The sequence below is a fragment of the Streptomyces sp. RKAG337 genome (assembly GCF_023701715.1).
In the GTDB taxonomy this organism is placed as follows: domain Bacteria; phylum Actinomycetota; class Actinomycetes; order Streptomycetales; family Streptomycetaceae; genus Actinacidiphila.
In genome coordinates, this window is sequence record NZ_JAJOZA010000001.1 from 458,034 (window position 1) to 478,142 (window position 20,109).

The 20,109-nt window shown below is 74.0% G+C and carries 14 protein-coding genes; 5 read left to right on the forward strand and 9 right to left on the reverse strand.

Annotated features, from left to right (window positions below; all coding sequences use genetic code 11):
* The first annotated feature begins 79 nt into the window (after nucleotides 1–79).
* Nucleotides 80–838 (forward strand): ANTAR domain-containing protein, encoded by a 759-nt coding sequence (locus LNW73_RS02025; protein WP_250988604.1) that lies wholly within the window; start codon nucleotides 80–82, stop codon nucleotides 836–838.
* 61 nt (nucleotides 839–899) lie between these two features.
* On the opposite strand, the gene LNW73_RS02030 is transcribed toward LNW73_RS02025, so the two are convergent.
* Complete coding sequence (locus tag LNW73_RS02030) at nucleotides 900–1,877, reverse strand: LuxR C-terminal-related transcriptional regulator (protein WP_239069621.1); 978 nt, start codon at nucleotides 1,875–1,877, stop codon at nucleotides 900–902.
* A 714-nt stretch (nucleotides 1,878–2,591) separates the two neighbouring features.
* Here LNW73_RS02030 and LNW73_RS02035 point away from each other — a divergent pair.
* Both LNW73_RS02035 and LNW73_RS02040 read left to right on the forward strand, forming a co-directional pair.
* Nucleotides 2,592–2,813, forward strand: coding sequence for a hypothetical protein (locus LNW73_RS02035; RefSeq protein ID WP_138352537.1), 222 nt, complete (start codon nucleotides 2,592–2,594; stop codon nucleotides 2,811–2,813).
* 40 nt (nucleotides 2,814–2,853) lie between these two features.
* Nucleotides 2,854–3,537: a response regulator transcription factor gene (locus tag LNW73_RS02040; RefSeq protein WP_250988605.1), complete on the forward strand. Its 684-nt coding sequence runs from the start codon at nucleotides 2,854–2,856 to the stop codon at nucleotides 3,535–3,537.
* A gap of 23 nt (nucleotides 3,538–3,560) precedes the next feature.
* Here the strand turns inward: LNW73_RS02040 and LNW73_RS02045 are convergent, their stop codons facing one another.
* From LNW73_RS02045 to LNW73_RS02080, 8 genes are all read right to left on the reverse strand, one after another.
* Nucleotides 3,561–5,126, reverse strand: coding sequence for a SagB family peptide dehydrogenase (locus tag LNW73_RS02045; protein WP_250988606.1), 1,566 nt, complete (start codon nucleotides 5,124–5,126; stop codon nucleotides 3,561–3,563).
* Nucleotides 5,127–5,147: 21 nt separating this feature from the next.
* A complete protein-coding gene (locus tag LNW73_RS02050) occupies nucleotides 5,148–7,478 on the reverse strand; it encodes a TOMM precursor leader peptide-binding protein (RefSeq protein WP_250988607.1) in 2,331 nt (776 codons plus the stop codon).
* Nucleotides 7,479–7,500: 22 nt separating this feature from the next.
* Nucleotides 7,501–10,908: a type 2 lanthipeptide synthetase LanM gene (locus tag LNW73_RS02055; RefSeq protein ID WP_250988608.1), complete on the reverse strand. Its 3,408-nt coding sequence runs from the start codon at nucleotides 10,906–10,908 to the stop codon at nucleotides 7,501–7,503.
* Between the two features lies 1 nt (nucleotide 10,909).
* Complete coding sequence (locus tag LNW73_RS02060; protein ID WP_250988609.1) at nucleotides 10,910–13,201, reverse strand: ATP-binding cassette domain-containing protein; 2,292 nt, start codon at nucleotides 13,199–13,201, stop codon at nucleotides 10,910–10,912.
* Nucleotides 13,198–15,540 carry an ATP-binding cassette domain-containing protein gene (locus LNW73_RS02065; RefSeq protein ID WP_250988610.1) on the reverse strand — a complete coding sequence of 781 codons (2,343 nt, stop codon included), beginning with the start codon at nucleotides 15,538–15,540 and terminating at the stop codon, nucleotides 13,198–13,200. The genes LNW73_RS02060 and LNW73_RS02065 overlap by 4 nt, the downstream gene beginning before the upstream one ends.
* Nucleotides 15,537–16,397, reverse strand: coding sequence for an HlyD family efflux transporter periplasmic adaptor subunit (locus tag LNW73_RS02070; RefSeq protein ID WP_250988611.1), 861 nt, complete (start codon nucleotides 16,395–16,397; stop codon nucleotides 15,537–15,539). The genes LNW73_RS02065 and LNW73_RS02070 overlap by 4 nt, the downstream gene beginning before the upstream one ends.
* A 5-nt stretch (nucleotides 16,398–16,402) precedes the next feature.
* The gene (locus LNW73_RS02075; RefSeq protein ID WP_250988612.1) at nucleotides 16,403–17,638 is read right to left on the reverse strand and encodes a cytochrome P450; all 1,236 of its coding nucleotides are present in this window, start codon (nucleotides 17,636–17,638) and stop codon (nucleotides 16,403–16,405) included.
* A 233-nt stretch (nucleotides 17,639–17,871) separates the two neighbouring features.
* Nucleotides 17,872–18,033 (reverse strand): hypothetical protein, encoded by a 162-nt coding sequence (locus LNW73_RS02080; RefSeq protein WP_164292920.1) that lies wholly within the window; start codon nucleotides 18,031–18,033, stop codon nucleotides 17,872–17,874.
* A gap of 281 nt (nucleotides 18,034–18,314) precedes the next feature.
* Here LNW73_RS02080 and LNW73_RS02085 point away from each other — a divergent pair, with 281 nt between their 5' ends.
* Together LNW73_RS02085 and LNW73_RS02090 are read left to right on the forward strand one after the other, a co-directional pair.
* Nucleotides 18,315–19,286: an ABC transporter ATP-binding protein gene (locus LNW73_RS02085; protein ID WP_250988613.1), complete on the forward strand. Its 972-nt coding sequence runs from the start codon at nucleotides 18,315–18,317 to the stop codon at nucleotides 19,284–19,286.
* Nucleotides 19,283–20,092 (forward strand): ABC transporter permease, encoded by an 810-nt coding sequence (locus LNW73_RS02090; RefSeq protein WP_250988614.1) that lies wholly within the window; start codon nucleotides 19,283–19,285, stop codon nucleotides 20,090–20,092. The genes LNW73_RS02085 and LNW73_RS02090 overlap by 4 nt, the downstream gene beginning before the upstream one ends.
* Nucleotides 20,093–20,109: the final 17 nt, after the last annotated feature.

Here is a 20,109-nt window from a genome sequence, read left to right on the forward strand (position 1 = left end):
GCGGGCCTCCGAGCTGGGACGCTGGCCGGGGGCGTGCGGATCCGGGGCCCTGAGCACCGCGAGGAAGGCGGCACGCATCATGTCCTCCACGCTGCGGGAGGTCCGGCTGGCCGATGCCTTCCTCGCTCTCTCCCAGGACCTCGACGACCGTCAGGACTGCGTCGGGCTCCTGCAGCGACTGGCCGACCACACCGTGGACCTGTTGGACCTCGACGCCGCCACCGTCCTCGCGCAGGGCCAGGGCCCGGCCGGTGACCACTCCCTGCACACCGCGGCGTCCGCCGCCGACCCGGCCGGCGCCGAGGCGGTGGGCCGGCTGGCACGGATCCAGCTCGACAAGGGCCAGGGGCCCGGCCACGACGTCCTGCGGTCCGGGACACGGCTGGCCGAGACACCGCTGAGCCGGCCCGTGCACCGCATCCGCTGGCCGCACTTCACCGGGCAGGCGCTGGCCTGCGGGTTCACCACACTCGCGGTGATCCCGCTGCGCCGCGCGGACCGCACCCAGGGCGCCGTGGCACTGTTCCACCGGCGGGCCGGCACGCTGACGCCCGCCGTCCTGGACCTCGGCCAGTCGCTCGCCGAAGCGGCCGCCATCACGCTCCGGCACCGCAGCGCCCTGGCCGAACAGCAGGCGCGGATCGGCCAGCTGCACAACGCGCTCGACAGCCGCATCGTGATCGAGCAGGCGAAGGGCATCCTCGCCGAACGCCACCACTGCAGCCCCGACGACGCCTTCGCCCTCCTGCGCGGGCACGCGCGCAGCCATCAGCTGCGGCTGGCCGAACTCGCCGAGCGCATCATCAACGAACCGGCGGGGCCGGAACCCGGACAGTGAGCGGCGCCGGCCGCGGTCACCCCGCTCTCACGTCCACCCCGCCGCGGTCACCCCGCCGCGGTCACTCGACGGGCACCGCGTTGATGTCGACCCCGAGCGGGGCGGGCGTGCGGGCGCCGAGCCAGCCCATCGCCGCGATCTGCACCCCGGCCTGGAAGCGGCTGCGGGCATCCACACGGGTCATGAGGTCCGCCATCATGCGACGGATCGTGCGCAGCGAGACGCCCAGCCGCTGCGCGGCACGTTCGTCGGTGAGACCGCACGCGAGCAGCCGCAGCAACTGCCGTTCCTGGACGGTGAGTCCGGCGGGATCACGGGTCGGTGTCTCGCCGAGCGCCCGCGCCTGGTCCCACACCTGCTCGAACAGGGCCCGCAGCGCCGCGATGACACCGGGGCTGTGCAGCAGCACCGCGCCCTTGCGCGGGTCCTCGGGATCGACGGGGACGACGGCCGTCCGGCCGTCGACGATGATCATGCGCAGTGGCAGGGTCGGCGTGGTGCGGACGCTGCCGCCCAGTTCGCTGAGCCAGCGCGCGTACTGCACCGTCGCCGGGTCGTTGCGCACGCTGTCGAGGTAGACGGTCCGCATCCGTACGCCGCGGTCCAGCGTCTCCTGGTCCAGGTCGCGGCTGGCCTCCATGACATGGGCCGGCTGCGGTCCGCCGGGAGCGAAGGAGAGCACCTCCCCCGCCGCGTCCGCCGCCAACTCCTCCAGCCGGACCCGCACTTCACTCAGGTCGCAGAGGATCTCGACACCGGAGGAGCTGCTGGCCGGCCGCGTCGTCGCGAACTCGGTGATCAGACTGGCCATCGCGTTGCGACTGCGGTCCATCTCGTTCTGCCTGCGCTGTGCCTCCGCTTCCTGCCGTGCGAGCATGGCGGCGAGCCCCAGCTCCGGATTGACGGCACGCCAGCGCCCGGTCGGTCCTGCCGGGCGGACCAGCGCGAGGTCGGCGAGCTGGTCCAGCGAACCGCGTATGGCTTCCACCGACTGCTCCAACAGGTCGGCCACGTCGGGGATGTCCAACTCGGGATGCATGAGCATCGTCCGATAGACCCCCTCGGCCACCGCGTCAAGAACTAGCCGTTCTCCCACCTGGTACCCCCCGAGCTCCCCTGGGTGGTCAGACTGCGACGCACCCGCCCGTGACAAAAACGCCGTCGAGGAACACCCCGCTGAAGGTGTTCGACGATCGACTCAGGGCGTCAGCGTAGCGGTGCAGCAACCTTAGGTGAGGGCTTCGGAAGCTCCGATTCTGCGGAAAACGCGTGGCCGGGCGGGGTGCGCGGACATATCGATCGCGAACGGCCCGCGGGCGCGCGGTAAAGACGCAGTTCAGAACGTTGTAAAGGGAACCCTTTCTACCGGTCCCGCAACCCCTGCCCACCGCCGGTGTCACCTTCCTGCCATGCGCCATTGACGGCCTGCTGTACGCAGGTTGGCGCGGGCGTGTGTGACAGATGATGTTCATGGGGTGCCAGTGATGCCAGGGATGGTTGAGGCGTCACGGCTGTTCGAACGGCCCGGCCGGTGGCCGGAGCTGGCCCGAGGGTGCCAGTGCAGCTTGGTGACAGCTCCGGCTACTGACAGCCGGGGCAGCCGGGGGCCACTCTCATGGTGTCGGAAGAACGGCACGGCAGCCGGACCTTCCGAAGCGCGGAACACCAGCACCACCCACCGGTTTCACACCGGTTCTGCCATGACCCCGGCGGGAGTCCGGGATCCCCACGAACGGAAGGCTCGGGCATTCCTATGCGCAAGCTCGCGGTATCCATCGCCTCTGTCGCTGTCATCCTCGGTGCGTCCGTCTCCGTGGGGAGCTCACTGGGCGCCGCGTCCCCCGCCACCGCTCCCGCCCACTCCGTCAGCGTCGTCGCCGACGGCCCCACGCCGGCTCCGACGCCCACCCCGGCGCCCACCCACCCGCCGGTCGAGCCCGACCCGACGCACCCGGACACCTGGGGCTGGGGCTGAGCAGCGGTTCGTATCCGGGGACGAAGGGAGTACGGGGAACATGACCACGGCACTCGACCGACCGCAGGACCTCCCGCCCACCCTGACCATGGCGGCCGCGACGACCGCGGTGACCACGACCACCAGCATCCTGCTCGCCGACGGGCACCACCTCTTCCGTTCGGGTCTGAGCGCCCTGCTCGACCGCGAACCGGACCTCACCGTCCGCTCCGAGGCGTGCGACGCGGAGAGCGCCGTGGCCCAGGCCACCGGGGACCGGCCCGACATCGCGGTCGTCGATCTCGAGGTGCCGGGAGCCGGCGGACTGCGGACGGCCGAACTGATCCGGTCGCTCTCCCCGCGAACGGCCGTCCTGCTGCTCGGTGCGGCGCCCCGGGCCGAGGAGGTGCAGCGCGCCTACGCCGACGGTGTGCACGGCATGCTCCGCAAGGACGTACGGCCCGAGCGGCTCATCAGCACCGTCCGCGAACTCGCCGCGGGACGACGGGTCTTCGACCCGGAGCTGGTGCTGGTGGCGATCCGGCCGGGGCCGGACACGCCGACCCGCCGGGAACTGGCGGTCCTGCGGCTGGTCGCCGCCGGCAGCACCATCGGCGAGGTCGCCGACCAGCTGTCGCTGTCCCCGGGGACGGTGCGCAACTACGTCTCGTCGGCCATCGCCAGGACCGGCGCCAGGAACCGCTGCGACGCCATACGGATCGCCCGCGAGAACGACTGGCTGTAGGTCGCGTCGCCGCGGTCCCGCGCTCAGCCCTGCTCCCGCATCGTGTCGACGATGTCGCAGAAGCCCTGGGGCAGACTGCCGGAACCCGATGCCGGGCGGCTGCCGATCAGGAACTCCCCCACCGAGGACTCCGACGTCCAGTCCAGACCCAGGGCGCGCGCCGCCGCGTCGGTGTCACCCGAACCGAGCCCGCACGGTGCCAGGCCCATCGCCGTCGCCACCAGGTACAGCGTCTGGTAGAGCACTCCCACGTGCTTGAGCGTCAGCGCGTACGCGATCTGGCTGTACTTCCACGACAGCCGGCCGAACCGCGAGGTCACCGTCAGCAGCACCTGCGGGTCCACCGTGCAGTTGGTCGCCCGCCAGGCCGCCGTCAGCAGTTCCCTGAACGCCGCCTCGTCAGCCGCGCCGTGCCAACGGCGCGGCTGCAGTCGGTGTGCGGCGGCGTCGTAGCGGTAGACCCCGGTGGGCAGCCCCTCGCAGGCGGCGACCGACAGATAGATCTCCAGCTCGCCGGTGGCGCCGCCGGCCGGGTAGGGGCGGTCGATCGCGTCGTACGAGTTCGGGGAGGACGGGTCGCGCGGGATCACCTGCCGGACCCGGGCCGCCCGGTAGAGCAGTTCCGCGATCTGCTCCAGCGTCACCGGGGTCTCCGCGTAGGTGCGGATCGACCGGCGCCCTTCCAGCACCTCGGTGAGCCGCGGGTCCCGGGCCGTCACCTCGTCCCAGTCCGGCACCGGCAGGTCGATGCCCGGCTCGTCCTCGTTGCTCCCGGCGCCCGGCAGGGCCGGCGGGTGCGGTACGTCCTGGTGGGCGAAGACGCCGCCGCTGGTGTAGTCGTGCCGGCCGGCCCGGCTGCGGGAGTGGAAGAGCAGGTCGTGGAAGTCCCACAGCGGCGGGTCCGCGGCCGGGAGCGCGGGCGCCGCGCCCACCGATGCGCCCGCGGCGGGCTCCATGAAACCGGTCCCCGCCAGCAGGGCGGCCAGCGCGGCCCCCGACTGTTCGGGCAGCCCGGCCAGCGCGGCGGCCTCGGCCACGGTGCGCGGCGTGGTCAGCGCCGCGACGAACGCCGCCGCGGCGGGCTGATGGAGCGTCACCCGGTAGGGCGCCAGCGGTGATTCCATGACGCAGCCCTGGCCGATCGTGCCCCCGCCGCCGTCGGCCGGTCCGTCGGGCAGTCTGCGCAGATACGCGAACCGGGACAGCACTACGGCGGTGCTGCCGAGGTCCGGTGCGCCGGGCGTGGCCGCCGAGCGGGCGATCGGCACGGCGGTGGCCAGCGGTCCGGTCAGCGGGTCGTCGAGGATGCTGGTCACCAGATAGGGGAACCGGCCCAGCAGGCTCAGCAGCCGGCCGGCCTCGCGGTCCACGGCCAGCGCGTCGGCGTCGACCGGGCCGGCGCCCAGCGCCAGCAGCCGGCGCACGGTCGGCGCGCCGAGCGCGTGGACGCGCTGGCGGCCCCAGGGGTGGGTGAGTTCGACGTCGTCGCCCTCCGCCGCCACTTTCACGTCCTGGCGGAGCGTCAGCAACCGCCGTACCCGGGACAGTTCGGCGTCAGCGGTGGTCAGCGGCTGTTCTGTGATGGTCATGGCGCGCCTTCCGTCCTGCGGTCAGATGAAGATTGCGGTCGGGTTGAGGTCGGCTTCCGCGGTGGGCGCGGCCTTCCAACCCAGCCGCACGGGAACGTCGTAGAGCCGGCCGGGCGCGAACCGGGCCCAGAAGTGCCGCATCCCGGGGACGATCACCTTGGCGACGGGCAGGCCCACGTCGGGGCGGGTCTGGTCCAGGACGAGCATCTCCATGCCGTGGTCCGCCACCAGGCGCTGCACCGTCTCGAGGTCCGTGCGCAGATCGTCGGCGGCCAGCGGGTCCCAGCGGCCGGCAGCGGCGGGAGCGTGGCCGTCGAGGGGCCGGAGGTACGGCTGGTTGGCCAGCGTCGCACTCTTCCACCAGGCCTTCTGCTCGTGGTCGGCGCCCGAGTACGCCGTCTCGCCGGGGCCGGCGTCGGCCACCGGTGACAGGAACTGGTTCATCTCGGTGAGGGCCCGGGTCAGTGCGATGTGCGGGTCGAGGTGGGCGCCGAAGGCGATCAGGATGTCTTCGGCGGGCTTGTCGGTCCGCCGGGAGAACGCGCCGACCACCGGGATCCCGAAGTCGGCCGTCAGGTCCAGGGCCCACATCTCACGGTTCAGGCCGGCGTAGACCTCGCGCATCCGGTCGATGTACGGGTCGCCGAAGGAGTCCAGGTCGACGGCCGGGCGCTGGACGCGGTTGTACCACCACAGGGCGACGGCGTCGCGTTCCACCAGCTCCAGGAAGCCCTGCAGCGTCGCGTCCTCGAACGAGGTGCCCGCGGCGGCCCCGTTGGAGTCGCCCATGGCGAAGAACGGGCCGTTGTGCCGGTAGCCGTAGTACAGCGACATGGTGGGCAGCCAGCGGGTGCGCTCCGACGTCAGCGACCAGGCGGGCGACCACTCGATGACCGCGTCGTCGCGGAACCGCTCGGGCACGGTGTTGAACATCGACTTCTTGGCGTTCCACACCTCCCGCTCGCCGAACTGCCGGTCGCTGAAGAGCAGGCTGGTGGACGGGTGCACGGCCTGCTCGCCGAGCTGCTCGTAGCTCGCGGTGCGGCGGGCCTCGTCGCCCTGGAAGACCCCGGAGTAGCGCTCCATCGCCTCGCCCATCGCGCTCGCCCGCGCCTGCGAGTCCGTCCGCCCCTTGCCGCAGCTGATGCTGCGCAAGCCGGTACGGAGCTGGCGCAGGTCGCCGACCTGGCGGGCGAGGTTCTGCCCCGCGACGTAGACCCGCAGACCGCCGGGCGTCCGTTCCGCCGGCACCAGGGTCGTCACCACACCGGTGACCGGGCTGAGCTGCGGCCGGTACTTCAGCAGCATGTCCTCGGGCGAGGCGGACCGGTGGCCGCCGTCGGCGGTGAACGCCTTGGCCCGGCTCTCGAACCGCACCGGTGCCAGCTGGCGGCGCTCCATCGTCGCGGCGTCGCCGCAGGACGGGCACTGCGGCCGGCGGACCAGCTCATGGCGTTCGGCCTCGGCGAGCACGGTGTCGAACGTCAGCACCTGGGCCTTCTCCGGGCGGACGCCCGCGGCCCACTTGGCCGCTTCCAGCGCGGCGAGCTGCACCCCGAGGGCGGCCGTGGGCGCCAGGTGCGCCCCGACGGTGGGTACCGGCTGGTCCCTGCCCAGCCGGTGCTGGAGGTAGCTGAGCGACTGCCGGTTGGCGGAGAGCCGGTGCGCGAGGCACTCCCAGCAGCCGGTCCCCGTGCCGGGTGCTCCGGCCGGGGCGCCGGCGGTCACCGGTTTGTCCGGGACGAAGACCGGTCCCGCCCAGACGATCGAACCGACCGGCCGGGCGAGCATCCACGGGGTGCCGGAGGCGAGGGCGGCCGCGTTCCGGCCCGCAAGGCCGGGGTTGAGGTAGTCGTCGGTCAGCGCGACGACGAGGTCGGCGCCCTCGGTGTCGGCGGGCGGCGCGTCCGCCGGTGCGAGCGCCACGTGCGCGGCGCCGGCCGCGAGCAGTGCGGCGACGAACGGCTCCGGTGCCACCTTCCCGTAGACCTCCACCCGCACCCGGGCGTCCCGCAGCGCGGCGACGGCCGTGTCGCCGTCGAGACCGGCCATCTCGAAGAATCCGGCGGCGGCCGGGTCGGTGGCCGGGTCGGAGGCGGCGGCCCAGCCCCCGGCGACCAGTTGGTCCAGAGCGGTGGTGACCCGGTCGGCGGGCACCGCGGGCGCCAGCTCCGCACCGATCTCGTGGGCGCTCCTGGTGCCGTCCAGAAGCGGCGCCAGCCGTTCGGCCAGCGAGCCGTTGACGACGCAGACGCCGCGTTCGGACACCAGGTAGACGGCTTCACCGTCGACGACGTAGGGGGTGTAGTGCCGCTTGAAGCCGATGCCGGGCGTCGGCCGGGTACTGGTCATGGTGACTCCGTAGTCCACGTCGTTAGCGAAGGGTGGCGAGCGGGGCGGTGGCCGGGTCGATCAGCCGCAGCAGGAGGAGGCCGACGGCGGCGCCGCCGTCCAGCGCGCCGAGGTTGACGCGGTCGTCGGCGGCGCGGTCCCCGAACCAGCTGCCGGTGGCGTGGTGCCGGCGCAGCAGTTCGGCGACGAGGACGCCGGCCGCTTCCCGGCCGTCGAAGAACGGTCCCGGCACCAGCGTCTCGGCGGTGCTGCCGGCGCGGTCGTCGTCCAGGGTGTGCAGCAGTCCGGCCTCGGCCGAGGTCAGTGCCTCGCCCGCGGCGGCGACCAGTTCGCGGGTACCGAGCGCCGCGATCTCGGCGGCGGTGACGGGCGGGGTGAGCCCGGCGAGGTCGCCGGGGTGGACGGCGCCGGTGCCCAGCGAGACGGCGGTGTCCAGGCAGGCCAGCCGCCCGCCGCGGGCGGTCGTCGTGAACCGGTGCGCGCGCAGCAGCGCACGGGCGGCGTCGGGATCGGCCAGCAGGCCGGGCGCTTCCGCGACGGTGCGGGCGAGGGCCGCGGCGATGCTGTCGGCGCCGGTCGGCACCAGGTCGAGGAAGGTCGCCGGGGTGGTGAAGCGGCCGGCCGGGGCGTCGCCCGCGAGGGCTCGCCGGGCGGCCTCGGCGAGGTCGCGGATCGCCGCGTCGGCGTCGGTGGCCGCGCCCGTCGTGCCGGCGCCCATGGAGCGGCGCAGCCGCAGCAGGTTCAGCAGCAGTCCGGCCGCGCCCAACGGGCTGTCCTGGTACGGGAGCCGGTCGGCGTCGCGGGCCGAGGACCGGCCTGCGGGCGCCGCCGCGAGGGCCGCGGCTCCCGGGACCAGCGCCCGCGCCACGTCGAGGAAGGCGGGCTCGGCGAGGGTTTCGGCGCCGCGGGCCAGTGCGTGGATGAGGGAGCCGGGCCCGGCGAGACCGCCGGGCACCGGGACCCCGGAGGCCAGCCGGGTGTCGCGGGCGAAGCCGAAGGAGGCCGGGTGGCGCGGGTTGATGAGGGCGGCCGCGGCCCAGAGCGTCTCGTGCGCCGCCTGCCGGAAGCGCGGCGACCCGGTCGCCGACCACAGTTCGGCGAGGAAGAGCGCCACGCCGACACCGCTGGTGACGAGGTCGACGCCGCTGAGCACCTCGACCTGCCGCAGCCCGGTCGCGGGGTACCAGCTGAGCCCGATCCAGCCGCCGCCCGCGGCGGTGCGCTGCCGGTCGGCGAGCATCCGGTCTCCCAGCCGCACGGCGTGGTCGAGGAGTTCACCGGAGGTCGGTACGGAGAGCGGGGCGGTCCTCGGGGAGGCGGTGGTGGCCGGCGGGAGCTGCGTCCCGGACCGTGCCGCGTCGATGCAGCCGGAGAGCACGGCGGTGTGCAGATCCAGGTCGAAGCGGTTGAGTTCGGTGATGCGGGCGTGCAGCCGGTCCCAGGCGGTGCTCTGGAAGTGGCCGGGGATCTCGTGGCCCTGGGCGGTGAACACCGAGGACGACGTGGTCAGCGAGCGGAAGAAGGGGATGTCCAGGACGCGGTAGGAGTCGAGTTCGCTGAGCACCACCTCCAGCAGGTCGCCGCGTGCGCTGTCGCCGGCGCGGGCGGCCACGGCGCCGCGCAGGGCGCCGGCGATCACGGTCTCGCGGGTGGCGCCGTCGGACAGGGCGAGCGGGCTGGTCGAGGTCCGCAGGATCTTGTAGCCGTCCCAGGTGTGCCGCCAGATGTAGCGCACCCAGACGCCCTTGAAGCCGGCCAGCGGGCCGTCGGGGGACGCCAGCCGGTCACGCATCCCGGCGAGGGTGCGGTGCATGTCGCGGTAGCCCGCGACGACCTCGTCCGCGTACTCCCACGGGTCGGCCTTCTCGCCGTCGTGCACCGGCCGGTACGGCGGCAGCGGCAGGGCGGGCTTGCCGGGTTCGATCTCCAGGTCGTCGGCGCGCGACAGGCAGCCGATGTCCACCACCGGGCGGTCCTTGGACGGCACCCACGGCTGTACGGCCATGGCCGTCCGCACGACGGTCGACTCCAGGACGTCCAGCAGCCCGCCCTGGCCGGCCGGCAGCGCCGGCGGGGTCTGGACCCGCGGGTAGAGCAGGCACTCCAGATCCGTGATGACCGGGTACTCACCGCTGGCCAGCAGGTTGTCGGACCACAGGTCGCGGCCTTCGAGCAGCTGCACCAGCCGGACGGTCATCCCGAGCCGGCGGTAGAAGCGGGCGAAGCCTTCGCGGTCGGTGCAAGGCAGCGCGGGAACGAGCTCCTCCCAGCCGTACGCGTCGCCGTGGTCGGGCTCGTGCTCGGTCACCGGGTCGGCGGCGGGACCGGTCGCGGCGCCGTCGTCCGGTGCGCTGTGGTCGCTGCGCACCAGCACGGTGCGGACGTGGAGTTCGGGTGACAGGCCCGCGGCGTTGAGGTCGCGCACCAGATCCATGTAGGCGGTGGCGTGCCGCAGGTCCTTCGGCTTGTAGACGACGCCATGGCCGTCCGCGAAGTGCAGCAGCGCGACGGACCGGCCGCCCGCGTGGCGGTCGCCCGCGTCACCGTGCACCGCGGCCAGCGCGCCCGGGTCCGCCCCGTCCCAGAGGCGGGTGCGCAGCAGTTCCCGGTCGGAGGCGAGCCGGGCGAACATCTCGGTGTAGACGTGCTGCCAGTGGCGGCAGGCGGTGCCGACGAGGAAGGCGAGCGCGGGCAGCCGCTCCAGCCGGGCCAGCCAGCCCTCCTGCGAGGCGTCGGGGCCGCCCTGCGCGTCCCAGTCACCGCCGCCGGGGTGTGCGGACGACGACTGGACCTCGTAGCGCATCGGCAGGTCCAGCGCCTCGGTCAGCCGCCGCACCAGGGTCTCCGCCAGGTCGGCCCGCGCGGAGTCGAGCACCTGGACGCCGAGCACGGACGCGGTGTCCGCGGTCCCTGTGAGGTCGTAGGGCAACAGCGCGCCGGCAGCGGTACGGAAGGACTCGGTGACGGCGCCCGGGGCGACGGTCTCGCTGGTGGGGGCGGCGGGCTGGGCGCGCAGGAAGCCGATGAGGGCGTGCGCCCAGTCCGGGACGACGGACGGGTCGCGCAGCGCGACCGGCCGCAGCCCGTCGCCGAGTTCACGGCCGGTGGCCGCCAGGTGGTCGAGCAGCACCCCGGCCGACGCCGGGTCGCCCGCCGCCCGACGCAGCCAGCCCGCGACGGCCGTGGAGCGGCTGTGCTGTTCGTCCTCGGCGGCGGCGAAGACGGGTGGTCTGGCGCCGTCCGGCGTCCCGTCGGCGGTGGTCGAGGCCGCCGCGCGCTCCGGGAAGGAGGCGGCCAGGGCGATCACGGCACGCAGCCGGTCGTCGCCGCGCGGGACGCCGGGCAGGAGCGTGCCGTCGCCCGCCGGGGACCCGGCGGCCGTTCCCGGCACGGCGGGGGTGGTGAGCCAGGCCTGCAGGTCGAGCGTCATCTCAGATCTCCTGGGGTCGGACGAGGCGGGTGAACAGGGGGTCGTGGTCGAGCAGTTCGTCGTAGGTCCCCGAGGCGGTGACCCGCCCGGCGTCCAGGACGTGGATACGGTCGGCCCGGCGGATGGTGCTGAGCCGGTGGGCGATGACGATGCGGGTGCGGTCGAGGGCGGCCACGGCGTCGGCGACGTGGGCCTGGGTGGCGTTGTCGAGGGCGGACGTCGCCTCGTCGAGCAGCAGCACGGCGGGGCGCCTGACCAGCGCGCGGGCGAGCAGGATGCGCTGGATCTGACCGCCCGAGAAGCCCTGGGCGTCCTCACCGATGCGGGTGCCCAGGCCCAGCGGCAGTGCCCGGAGTTCGGCGGCGATGCCGGCCTGTTCCGCGGCGGCCCAGACGTCGTCCTCGCTGACGTCGGGGTCGGTGCCGGCCAGGTTCTCCAGCAGGTTGCCGCGCAGCGTCCGCCCGTTCTGCAGGACGGTGCCCAACTGGCCGCGCACCAGGCGCAGATCGAGGGCGGCGAGGTCCTGTCCGTCGTACCGCACGGTTCCGGACTCGGGGACGTCGAAGCCCAGGATCAGCCGGATCAGGGTCGACTTGCCGGCGCCCGACGGTCCGACGACGGCGACGAACTCGCCCTCCTCGGCCCGCAGGCTGACCCGGTCCAGGGCCGGTACCGCCGCTCCCGGGTAGCGGAAGGTCACCTCTTCGAGGGCGACCGCGCCACCGAGCACGCCGGGGTCGCGGCGGTGCGGGCCCGAGGCGGGGACGGCGGGCGCCGCGAGCACCGGCCGGAGCCGGTCCAGCACAGGTGCGATGCCGTACGCGGTGGCCGCCGCGTGGGTCAGCTGGCCGAGTGCCAGCGCCACCTGTCCGGCCGCGATACCCGCCGCCATCAGATGCCCGGCGGAGACGCTCCCGGCGCCCCCGGCGGCGGCCGCCGCCAGCAGCACGGCGAGCAGCAGGGGTTGCAGGGCGGCGGTGACGGCGCCCGAGGCGGCGTCGGCGCGCATCGCGGCGGCGTCGGCGCGCTTCTGCCGGGCGAAGGGGCCGGCCCAGCGGGCGAAGGCCTGGATCTCGCGCCCCGCCGTCTGCAGCTTGTCGATGCCCAGCAGCAGCCCGTACAGCACGCCGTGCAGCCGGCCGTGCAGCGCGTACACCTCGGACTCGTACCGCTGCCTGCGCCGTCCCAGCAGGAGCAGGACGGTGACGGCGGCGACCGCGGCGAGCAGCAGCACACCGCCGAGCCGCAGATCCACGGTGAGCAGCAGCAGGAGTCCCGACAGCGAGAAGAACGCTCCCAGCACCGCGGAGACCAGCACTTCCGACAGCGCCTGCCGGGCCTCGGCGACCGCGTTGGCCCGGTGCACGAGGTCGCCGGTGGAGAAGTCCCGGAAGAACCGGGCGTCATGGGTGAGCAGCCGGTCCCACACGGCCGGTTCCAGCGCCGCCTGGATGCGTCCGGTCAGCCGGACGGCGGCGGTGTTGCGGACCAGCAGGAGCAGCAGTCCCGCTGCCGAGGCCGCGCCGAGCAGCAGCGCCAGCCAGCGCAGCGGGTGCCGGTCGGCGGCCAGCAGCCGCGGCATGAGCAGCCCGGCGCTCAGCGGTACGAGCAGCGTCAGAACGGCGGTGAGCAGCCCGGCGCCCGCGAGGACCACCAGGTCGCGACGGGTGCCGGGGGCGCCGAGCGCGAAGCGCAGCAGTGAACCGGGGGTCGGGGTGCCGGGCGGCAGCGGCCGGTAGAGCAGCAGTGCCTGGCGCGAGTAGGCGGGTCCCGCCGGCCGGCGCCGCGCACGGCCGGTGTCCGGGGCCGCCGGGTCGTACACCAGATGGCCCCGGCCGCGCGGCACGAGGGCGAGCGGGCGGCCGTCGTCGGAGGCGAACGCGATCATCGCACCGGCGGTGCCGCCGGGATCACCGTGAACGTCGCCGCCCTCCGAACTCTTCGTGCCCTTGGGCGCCTTGGCGGCCGGGAGGGTGACCTGCCGCCAGCGCACGCCCAGCCGCCGCAGGAGTGCGATCAGCGGGTCGCGGGCGGTGCGCACCGCGGCGGGCAGTTCGGCGGGCGCCTCGATCCCCAGGGCGGGGCCGAGGGCCGCGAGCACGGCGAGCGCGTGGGCGGCCGGGTCCGGCGGCGGGACGGCCACCGCGCGGGCCTCCCGGCCCGGACGGCGGGCCGCCGGGCCGAGCCCGTCGAGCGCGGCCGCGAGGGTCGCGCGGTTGGCCGCCGCCGTCGCGTTCAGTGCGGCCGTCGCGTCGGCGGTCCGGGTGCGCTCCGCCTGCTGAGTGGGCGTCATGACTGCTCCTGAACAGGACGGTTCGGGGTCGGGGCGACGGGGGCGGTGGCGTCCGTGGAGTCCTGGCCACCGGCCTCGGACAGCAGCGTCCGGTAGCGGCCGGGCATTGCGGCCAGTTCCGCCGGGGTGCCCTGCTGGACGATCCGGCCGCCCTCCAGGACGACCACCCGGTCGGCGGAGCGGACGGTGCTCAGCCGGTGGGCGAGCACCAGGCAGCTGGTACCGCGCCGCCGGAGGTGCGTGTTGACCAGGGCCTCGGTGCGGGCGTCCAGCGCGGAGGTCGCCTCGTCCAGCACCAGCAGCGGAGGGTCGAGGGCCAGCGCTCGGGCCAGCTCCAGCCGCTGCCGCTCTCCGCCGGAGAGGTTCCGCGCGTCCTCCTCGATCCGGCCGGCGTCCAGGCCGCCGCGGCCGCGGACCAGGTCGGCGGCCTCCGCGTCGGCGAGCGCCCGGTGCAGGGCCGTCTCGTCGGCCGCCGGGTTCCACAGCGTGAGGTTGTCGCGGATGGTGCCCTCGAAGAGCCGCAACCGCTGCTCCACATAGGCGACCTGGCTGGTCACGACGGCACGCGGCAGCGATTCGCGCGGCACACCGTCCAGCAGCACGTCGCCGGTCCAGGGCCGGAGCACTCCGGCGGCGAGCCGGGCCAGCGTGGACTTGCCGCTGCCGCTCGATCCGACGACCGCGACCCACTCCCCCGGCCGCACCGTCAGCGAGATGCCGTCCAGCGTGGCGGGCCGGTTGGGGTCGTACCCGAAGGACACGTCCCGCAGCTCCAGCAGGCCGCTGAGCGCGACGGGTCCGGCCGAGCCGTCCACCGGGTCCAGGACGGCCGTCAGATAGGGGTCGGGCTCGGAGAGCTCGACGTCGTCGAGGAGCGCGGACTGGGCTCGCGCCATCGTCAGCTCGGATCCCGTGCCGACGAGCTGGGTGACCGGCAGCAGGAACCCGTTGAGCAGCAGCAGGAAGGCGAGCAGGGTTCCGACGGTCACGCTGCCGCCGATCAGCAGCGCGGTCCCGGCCACCACGACGGCCGCGGTGCCCGCGGTGGTGAGCGCGGTCGGCAGCGAGAGCGGTACGAGGACGGCGGTGGCGACGTTCTGCGCGGTGTCCATGGCCCGCGCCTGCCAGCCCGACCAGGAGCGGAAGAACGAGTCCTCGGCCCCCTCCGCCTTCAGTGTCTCGATGGCGGAGATGCCGGCGAAGGCCACCCCGTCGCGCTTGTGCTGCTCGGAGTGGAGCTGGTGCAGCATGCCGCCGCGCCGCCGGTCGGCGAGTTTCAGGGCCGCGACGTCGATGACCGCGACCACCACCGGCACGAGTGCCAGCCGGGGCTGGAGCCAGATCAGGGCGGCGAGGTGCGCGGCGGCGGTGGCGGCCGAGGCGGCGGCGCCGGCGGCGCGGTAGGAGAGCAGCGCCGAGAGCCCGTCGTTGATCTGGACCCTGGTCACCAGACCGCCGAGCTGCCTGCGGTGGAAGAACGAACCGGGCAGCCGCAGCATGCGCCACAGGAATCCGGTGGAGGTGCGGGCCGCCATCGAGGCCAGCACCCGGTTGACGACGCTCTGCTGCAGCCAGGTGCCGAGCAGCACCGCGGCGGCCGAACCGCCGGTGGCCAGGACGAGCGGGAGTGCCCAGGCGCCGGTTCCGCCGAGCGTCGCCGAGGTGAGGTAGGCCCGCAGCAGGAACGCCGCGGCCATCGCGGGAACGGTGAGCAGCACCGCGACCAGCACGGCGACAAGCAGGGCGAACCCGTACGGCCGGACTCTCGTCAACAGCCCCCGCAGGAACGGGAACCGGGCGCCGCCGCGTTCGAAGTCGGGCCCCGGTTCGAAGCCGACCGCGATGCCCGCGAAGGAGTCCCAGAACTCCGCCGGAGTCGCCGAATGGCTGCCCAGCGAGGGATCGTTGACGCGGACGCGGCCCCGCTTGATGCCTTCGAAGACCGCGAAGTGCGGTCCGGTGACGAGCACCATCGACGGCACCGGCACGGCGTCCAGGCCCAGCAGCCGGTCGTCGCCGCGCACCACCCGGCGGCCCCGCGCCACCAGGCCGTAGCGGCCGGCGGCGCGGGCCACCGCGGCGGCGCTCACCCCGTCGCGGGAGACTCCGCAGGAGCGTGATGCCTCGTGCAGGGTCGTCCGGCGGCCGAACGCGCCGAGGACGATCGCGAGACAGGCGGCGCCGCAGTCCTGCTCCTCCATCTGCGGGACGACGGGCGTCCGTATGTGGCGGCGCCTGCGGGCCGCGCGGACAGTGCTGCCCTTTGGTGGCGGCCCCGGGGCGGCAGCCGCCGGCTCCTGGTTCTTCCGCTCCTCGGCGGTCCGGGTGTCGAGGCTCATCGCCCGGCCCCCGTACCCAGGATGACCTGGTAGGGACGGCGGGAGCCGAGATCGACGGAGACGTCCACGGATACCGGGCCGTACGTCGCGGGCAGCGCGCTGGACGCGGCGTCCGGTACGGCGGTGATCGTCCAGACCGGGTCGGCCCCCGTTCCCAGGTCGCTCCCGCCGAGCGGCAGTACGCCGTCGAGCGAGTCGGCGCGGGCGGGATACGGGTCCACGGCCGTGATGCGGGCGCGCACCGCGCCGGACGGCAGCGGCAGCAGTACGGACTGGCCGGGTCGCAGGTGTGCCAGGTCCCGGGCGGAACCGGTGTAGAGCCGCAAAGTGGCCGGTTCGCCGGCCGGGTCGAGCGCGAGCAGCGCGGCCCCGGCCGTCAGGGTGCCGCCGGGCGCTGTCAGCACCCCGGCGACCGTGCCGTCCGCGGGAGAGCGGAGCTCGGCGGTGCCGCCCGGGCCGGGTGCCGTGGTGCGCAGCAGCGCGAGGAGCTGCCCGCGGATGACCCGGTCCCCCGGGCGGACCCGCAGGTCGAGCACCGTACCGGCGACGTCGGCGCGGGCGAGGACCGGCGCGGGGCCGTGGGCCAGCACGCCGTGCAGGGAGAGGGTGTTCGGAAGTGACCCCCAGCCCACCCAGGCGCCGCCCGCCCCCAGGGCCAGTACCAGCGCGACGAGCGCGGAGCCGAGGCGGCTGCCGATGACCCGGACCGGGCGGTCGAGGCCCGGTTCGAGCTGTGCGGCGGCCGCCGCGGCGGCGATCGTCACCGCATGGGCGGACGGGCCCGTTCGCTCCGCTGACGCGGGCGGTTCTCCGTCGGGGACGGCCGGGACGGTCCTGCTTGGGATCGTTGTCGTCATCGCCGTCACACCCCCGCGCCGAGGGCGGTGAGCTGCCTGACCTCGACGGGCAGTTCCCGCAGCCCGCCGAAGACGAACTGCTCGCTCCAGCGGGCGGTGCTCTCGTCGAGCGGGGTGCTCAACTCCCGCTCGGCGCCGGCCGCCGCGAGCAGGGCCAGGACCGTTCCGCCGGCCATCAGCGACAGCGGAGCGCCCAGGCAGTGGTGCGGCCCGTGTCCGAAGGCCAGGTGTCGGCGCTCCGCCCGGGCCGGGTCGAATCGGTCGGGATCGGGGAACCGGCGCGGATCGCGGTTGGCGGCCGCGTACAGCAGCAGCACCACCCGTCCGGCGGGCAGCAGTGTGTCCCCGACCTGTACGTCGCCGCCCAGCCCGCGGGCGCTGGCCCGTACCGGGCTGCCCAGCCGCTGGCATTCGTCGAAGACGGCCTCGGCGGTGTGCGGTTCGGCGCGGATGCCGGCGGCCAGCGCGGGGTTCCGCAGCAACTGCCAGGCGGCGACCGCGAGTCCGGAGGTGAGGGTTTCCAGCCCGTTGGCGAACAGCATGACGACGAAGGCGAGCAGGTCCTCGTCGTCGAGCTGTCCCGCGTCCCTGGCCAGGACGAGACGGCTGATGAGGTCGCCGCCGGGGCGCGCCGCGCGGGCGGCGCACAGCTCTTCGACCCAGTCGCGGAAGCCCTCGAACTCGGCGTCCAGGGCGGCGGTCTGTTCGGCGTCGGCGAACGGGTCCAGGAGTGACCTGGCGACCAGTCCGGCCCAGCCGGTCACCCGCTCGCGCTCTTCGGGCGGTACGTCGAGGATCGCGCACGACACCGCGACCGGCAACGGCACGGCGAGGTCGGCGACCAGGTCGAAGGAGCCGCCGGCCAGCAGGGGCGCGAGCAGTTCCTCGGTGGTGGTCTCGATCCTGGCGCGGATCTCGGCGAGCCGGCGGGCGCTGAACGCGGCGGTCGCGAGGCGCTTCAGCCGGGTGTGGTCGGCGCCGTCCCGCATCGGCAGGGTACGGGCGAGCACCTGGGCGAGTGCGGAGGAACCGGGGCGGTCGAGCCCGATCGCGGCGGGGTCCACCGCGGTTCCGGGGTGCATCAGGACGGTGACGATCTCCTCGTAGCCGGAGATGACGTGGACGCGTCCCAGGTCCAGTACCGGGGCCTCGGTCAGCAGCCGCCGGTAGAGCCCGGCGGGGTCGCGTCGCGCGGCCGGGTCCTGGATGAACCGCGTGAGCTGGTGGCGGAGGCTTTCCATGCCCGGTTCTCCTTGTCGGTCCGTGGGTTGGTCGATGTATCGATGTGTCGTTGTGTCGTCAGGGATGGAGCCGGGTGCCGGACGAGGGGCGCCCCGGTGGGACCGTTCAGGTCCCACCGAGGCGCGGATTCCCGCGGCCGTGGCGGGCCGGCGGAGCGATGACGCCCGCCGGCCCGGCCTCAGTCGGCCGCTACTGCGTCAGACTCGGAGGCCTTGCCAACCGGACCGTGAGGTCAGTTGGAGACCGAGCTGAAGGACGAGACCGGGCAGGCCGCGGAGAGCAGCGAGCTGACGCTGATGCCGCCGGAGACGGTGTCCAGCTCCTCGACCTCGATGTCGAACTGCTCGGTCTCGGCGACAGCGGCGGTCTCGGTGATGTCCTTGTTGTCAGCCATGGCCGACTCCTCTCGTTTCACGGCGCCGGACCCTGGTGGGCCGGTCTGCCGATTCCCTCATCCCCTTCGGCTTCCGGTTTTCCCGGCCGCTTCCGGCGATGAGAGAAATATGCACCCGAGGGCCGTCCGCACATCAGTGGGAAATGTCAGAAACACCGCCTGCAAAATGTCATACCGCTTTCTTATGACGTTTTGCATGTTCGATGAACTCGCAGCTCAGGAAGGTAAAATGAATTCGTTCCCTCTTGCAGACCCTCTCTGATACCGCGCACCATGTGCGCATGAAAGAGATTCCTGAAGTCATAGAAGTAGTGGAATTGCGGCAGTCCTACGGGGACTACGAGGCAGTACGCGGAGCGTCTTTCACCGTCCGCCGCGGCGAGCTGTTCGCGCTGCTGGGAACGAACGGCGCCGGCAAGACCACGACCCTCGAGGTCGTCGAGGGCTACCGGCGGCCCACCGCGGGTTCCGTGCGGGTGCTGGGGCTGGATCCCTACGCGGACGGGCCCGCGCTCCGCCGCAGGACCGGGGTGATGCTCCAGGAGGGCGGGTTCTTCAAGGAGTTGACCGTCCGGGAGACGGTGGACGCCTGGCGCCGCTTCACCGGGCGGGCCCGCGCCACCGCCGACGTCCTCGGCCAGGTACGGCTGGACACCAAGGCGGGCACCCGCGTCGGCCAGCTCTCAGGGGGTGAGCGCCGCCGGCTGGACCTCGCGCTCGCCGTGCTCAACGACCCCGAGCTGCTCTTCCTCGACGAACCCACCACGGGCATGGATCCCGAGGCCCGCCGCAACACCTGGCAGCTCGTCAGAGAACTGCGGGCGGCCGGCACCACCGTGGTGCTGACCACGCACTACCTGGAGGAGGCCCAGCAACTCGCGGACCGGGTCGCCATCATGGACGCCGGCCGCATCACCGCCACCGGCACCGTCGCCGAGGTCCTCTCGGGGCAGCGCAGCCGGATCACCTTCCCGCTGCCGTTCGCCACCACCGCCTCGGACCTGCCGCGCCTTCCCGGCGCGGAGCTGGCCGTACGGGGTGACGCGGTGTCCTACGCCGTCGCCCGGACGGCGCCCGCGCTGGCCGTCCTGCACGAGTGGGCCGGCGCGCGCGGCGTCGAACTCGACGGCATCGAGGTACGGCACGCCTCGCTGGAGGACGTGTTCCTCGCCCTGGCGGGCGACCAGCGGACGGCGCCGGACGACCAGCGCACCGTCCGGCCCGACCTCCACAGCAAGGCGGCCGCCCGATGACCTGGACCCGCTACGCCCACGGCCAACTCCTGCTGTCCTGGAAGGTCTTCTGGCGCAACCGCCGCTCCACCTTCATCGGGTTCCTGCTCCCCGTCCTGCTGGATCTGTTCGTCGCGGCGCCCTTGCGCGACAAGGAGATCGGCGGGGTGAGCGCGGCCGGTTACGTCACCGTCGGCTTCATCGGGCTGGCGCTCGTCACGTCCTTCGTCAATCTCCTCAACGCGGTCGTCGCCCGCCGCGACGATCTGGTGCTCAAGCGGCTGCGCGGTACGGAGGTGCCCCCCAGCGCCGTGTTCGCCGGGCAGATCGGTGCGAGCGGCATCGTCGTCCTGCTGCAGGCCGTGGTGCTGGGCACCATCTCGGTGGGTCTGTTCCACGCGCCGCTGCCCGCCGACCCGGCGCTGCTGCTGCTCACCCTGGGCGCGGGCTATCTGCTGTTCGCCCTGCTCGCCGTGGCGCTGTCCGGGCTGACGCCGAGCGCCGAGACGTCCCCGCTGGTCGCCACGCCGGTCCTCATGCTGTGCATGTTCGGCGCGGGCGTCGCCACACCGCTGTCGTCGCTCCCCTCCTGGCTGCAGGGGCCGGCGCACGCCCTGCCGCTCACCCCGGTCGTGCAGGCTCTGCGGACCGCCTGGTTCGGCAAGAGCTTCGGTCAGGAGAGCTGGAACGGCGGCCCGCTGGCCGATCTCTCCTTCCTGCACACCTGGCAGTCCGCCGTCCCCGCGCTGCTGATCACCGCTCTGTGGACGGCCGGCGTGCTGCTGGCCGCCCGGCGCCTCTTCCGCTGGGAGCCCCGGCGCGCCTGACCCGGGTCACCGCGCGC

Bases quoted from the DNA above. Each gene is read 5' to 3' on its own strand.
- LNW73_RS02040 (WP_250988605.1), top strand. From the start codon at position 2,854: ATGACCACGGCACTCGACCGACCGCAGGACCTCCCGCCCACCCTGACC.
- LNW73_RS02050 (WP_250988607.1), bottom strand. From the start codon at position 7,478: ATGACCAGTACCCGGCCGACGCCCGGCATCGGCTTCAAGCGGCACTAC.
- LNW73_RS02090 (WP_250988614.1), top strand. From the start codon at position 19,283: ATGACCTGGACCCGCTACGCCCACGGCCAACTCCTGCTGTCCTGGAAG.
- LNW73_RS02035 (WP_138352537.1), top strand. From the start codon at position 2,592: ATGCGCAAGCTCGCGGTATCCATCGCCTCTGTCGCTGTCATCCTCGGT.
- LNW73_RS02045 (WP_250988606.1), bottom strand. From the start codon at position 5,126: ATGACCATCACAGAACAGCCGCTGACCACCGCTGACGCCGAACTGTCC.
- LNW73_RS02060 (WP_250988609.1), bottom strand. From the start codon at position 13,201: ATGACGCCCACTCAGCAGGCGGAGCGCACCCGGACCGCCGACGCGACG.
- LNW73_RS02065 (WP_250988610.1), bottom strand. From the start codon at position 15,540: ATGAGCCTCGACACCCGGACCGCCGAGGAGCGGAAGAACCAGGAGCCG.
- LNW73_RS02055 (WP_250988608.1), bottom strand. From the start codon at position 10,908: ATGACGCTCGACCTGCAGGCCTGGCTCACCACCCCCGCCGTGCCGGGA.
- LNW73_RS02075 (WP_250988612.1), bottom strand. From the start codon at position 17,638: ATGGAAAGCCTCCGCCACCAGCTCACGCGGTTCATCCAGGACCCGGCC.
- LNW73_RS02030 (WP_239069621.1), bottom strand. From the start codon at position 1,877: ATGCATCCCGAGTTGGACATCCCCGACGTGGCCGACCTGTTGGAGCAG.
- LNW73_RS02080 (WP_164292920.1), bottom strand. From the start codon at position 18,033: ATGGCTGACAACAAGGACATCACCGAGACCGCCGCTGTCGCCGAGACC.
- LNW73_RS02070 (WP_250988611.1), bottom strand. From the start codon at position 16,397: ATGACGACAACGATCCCAAGCAGGACCGTCCCGGCCGTCCCCGACGGA.
- LNW73_RS02085 (WP_250988613.1), top strand. From the start codon at position 18,315: ATGAAAGAGATTCCTGAAGTCATAGAAGTAGTGGAATTGCGGCAGTCC.
- LNW73_RS02025 (WP_250988604.1), top strand. From the start codon at position 80: ATGTCCTCCACGCTGCGGGAGGTCCGGCTGGCCGATGCCTTCCTCGCT.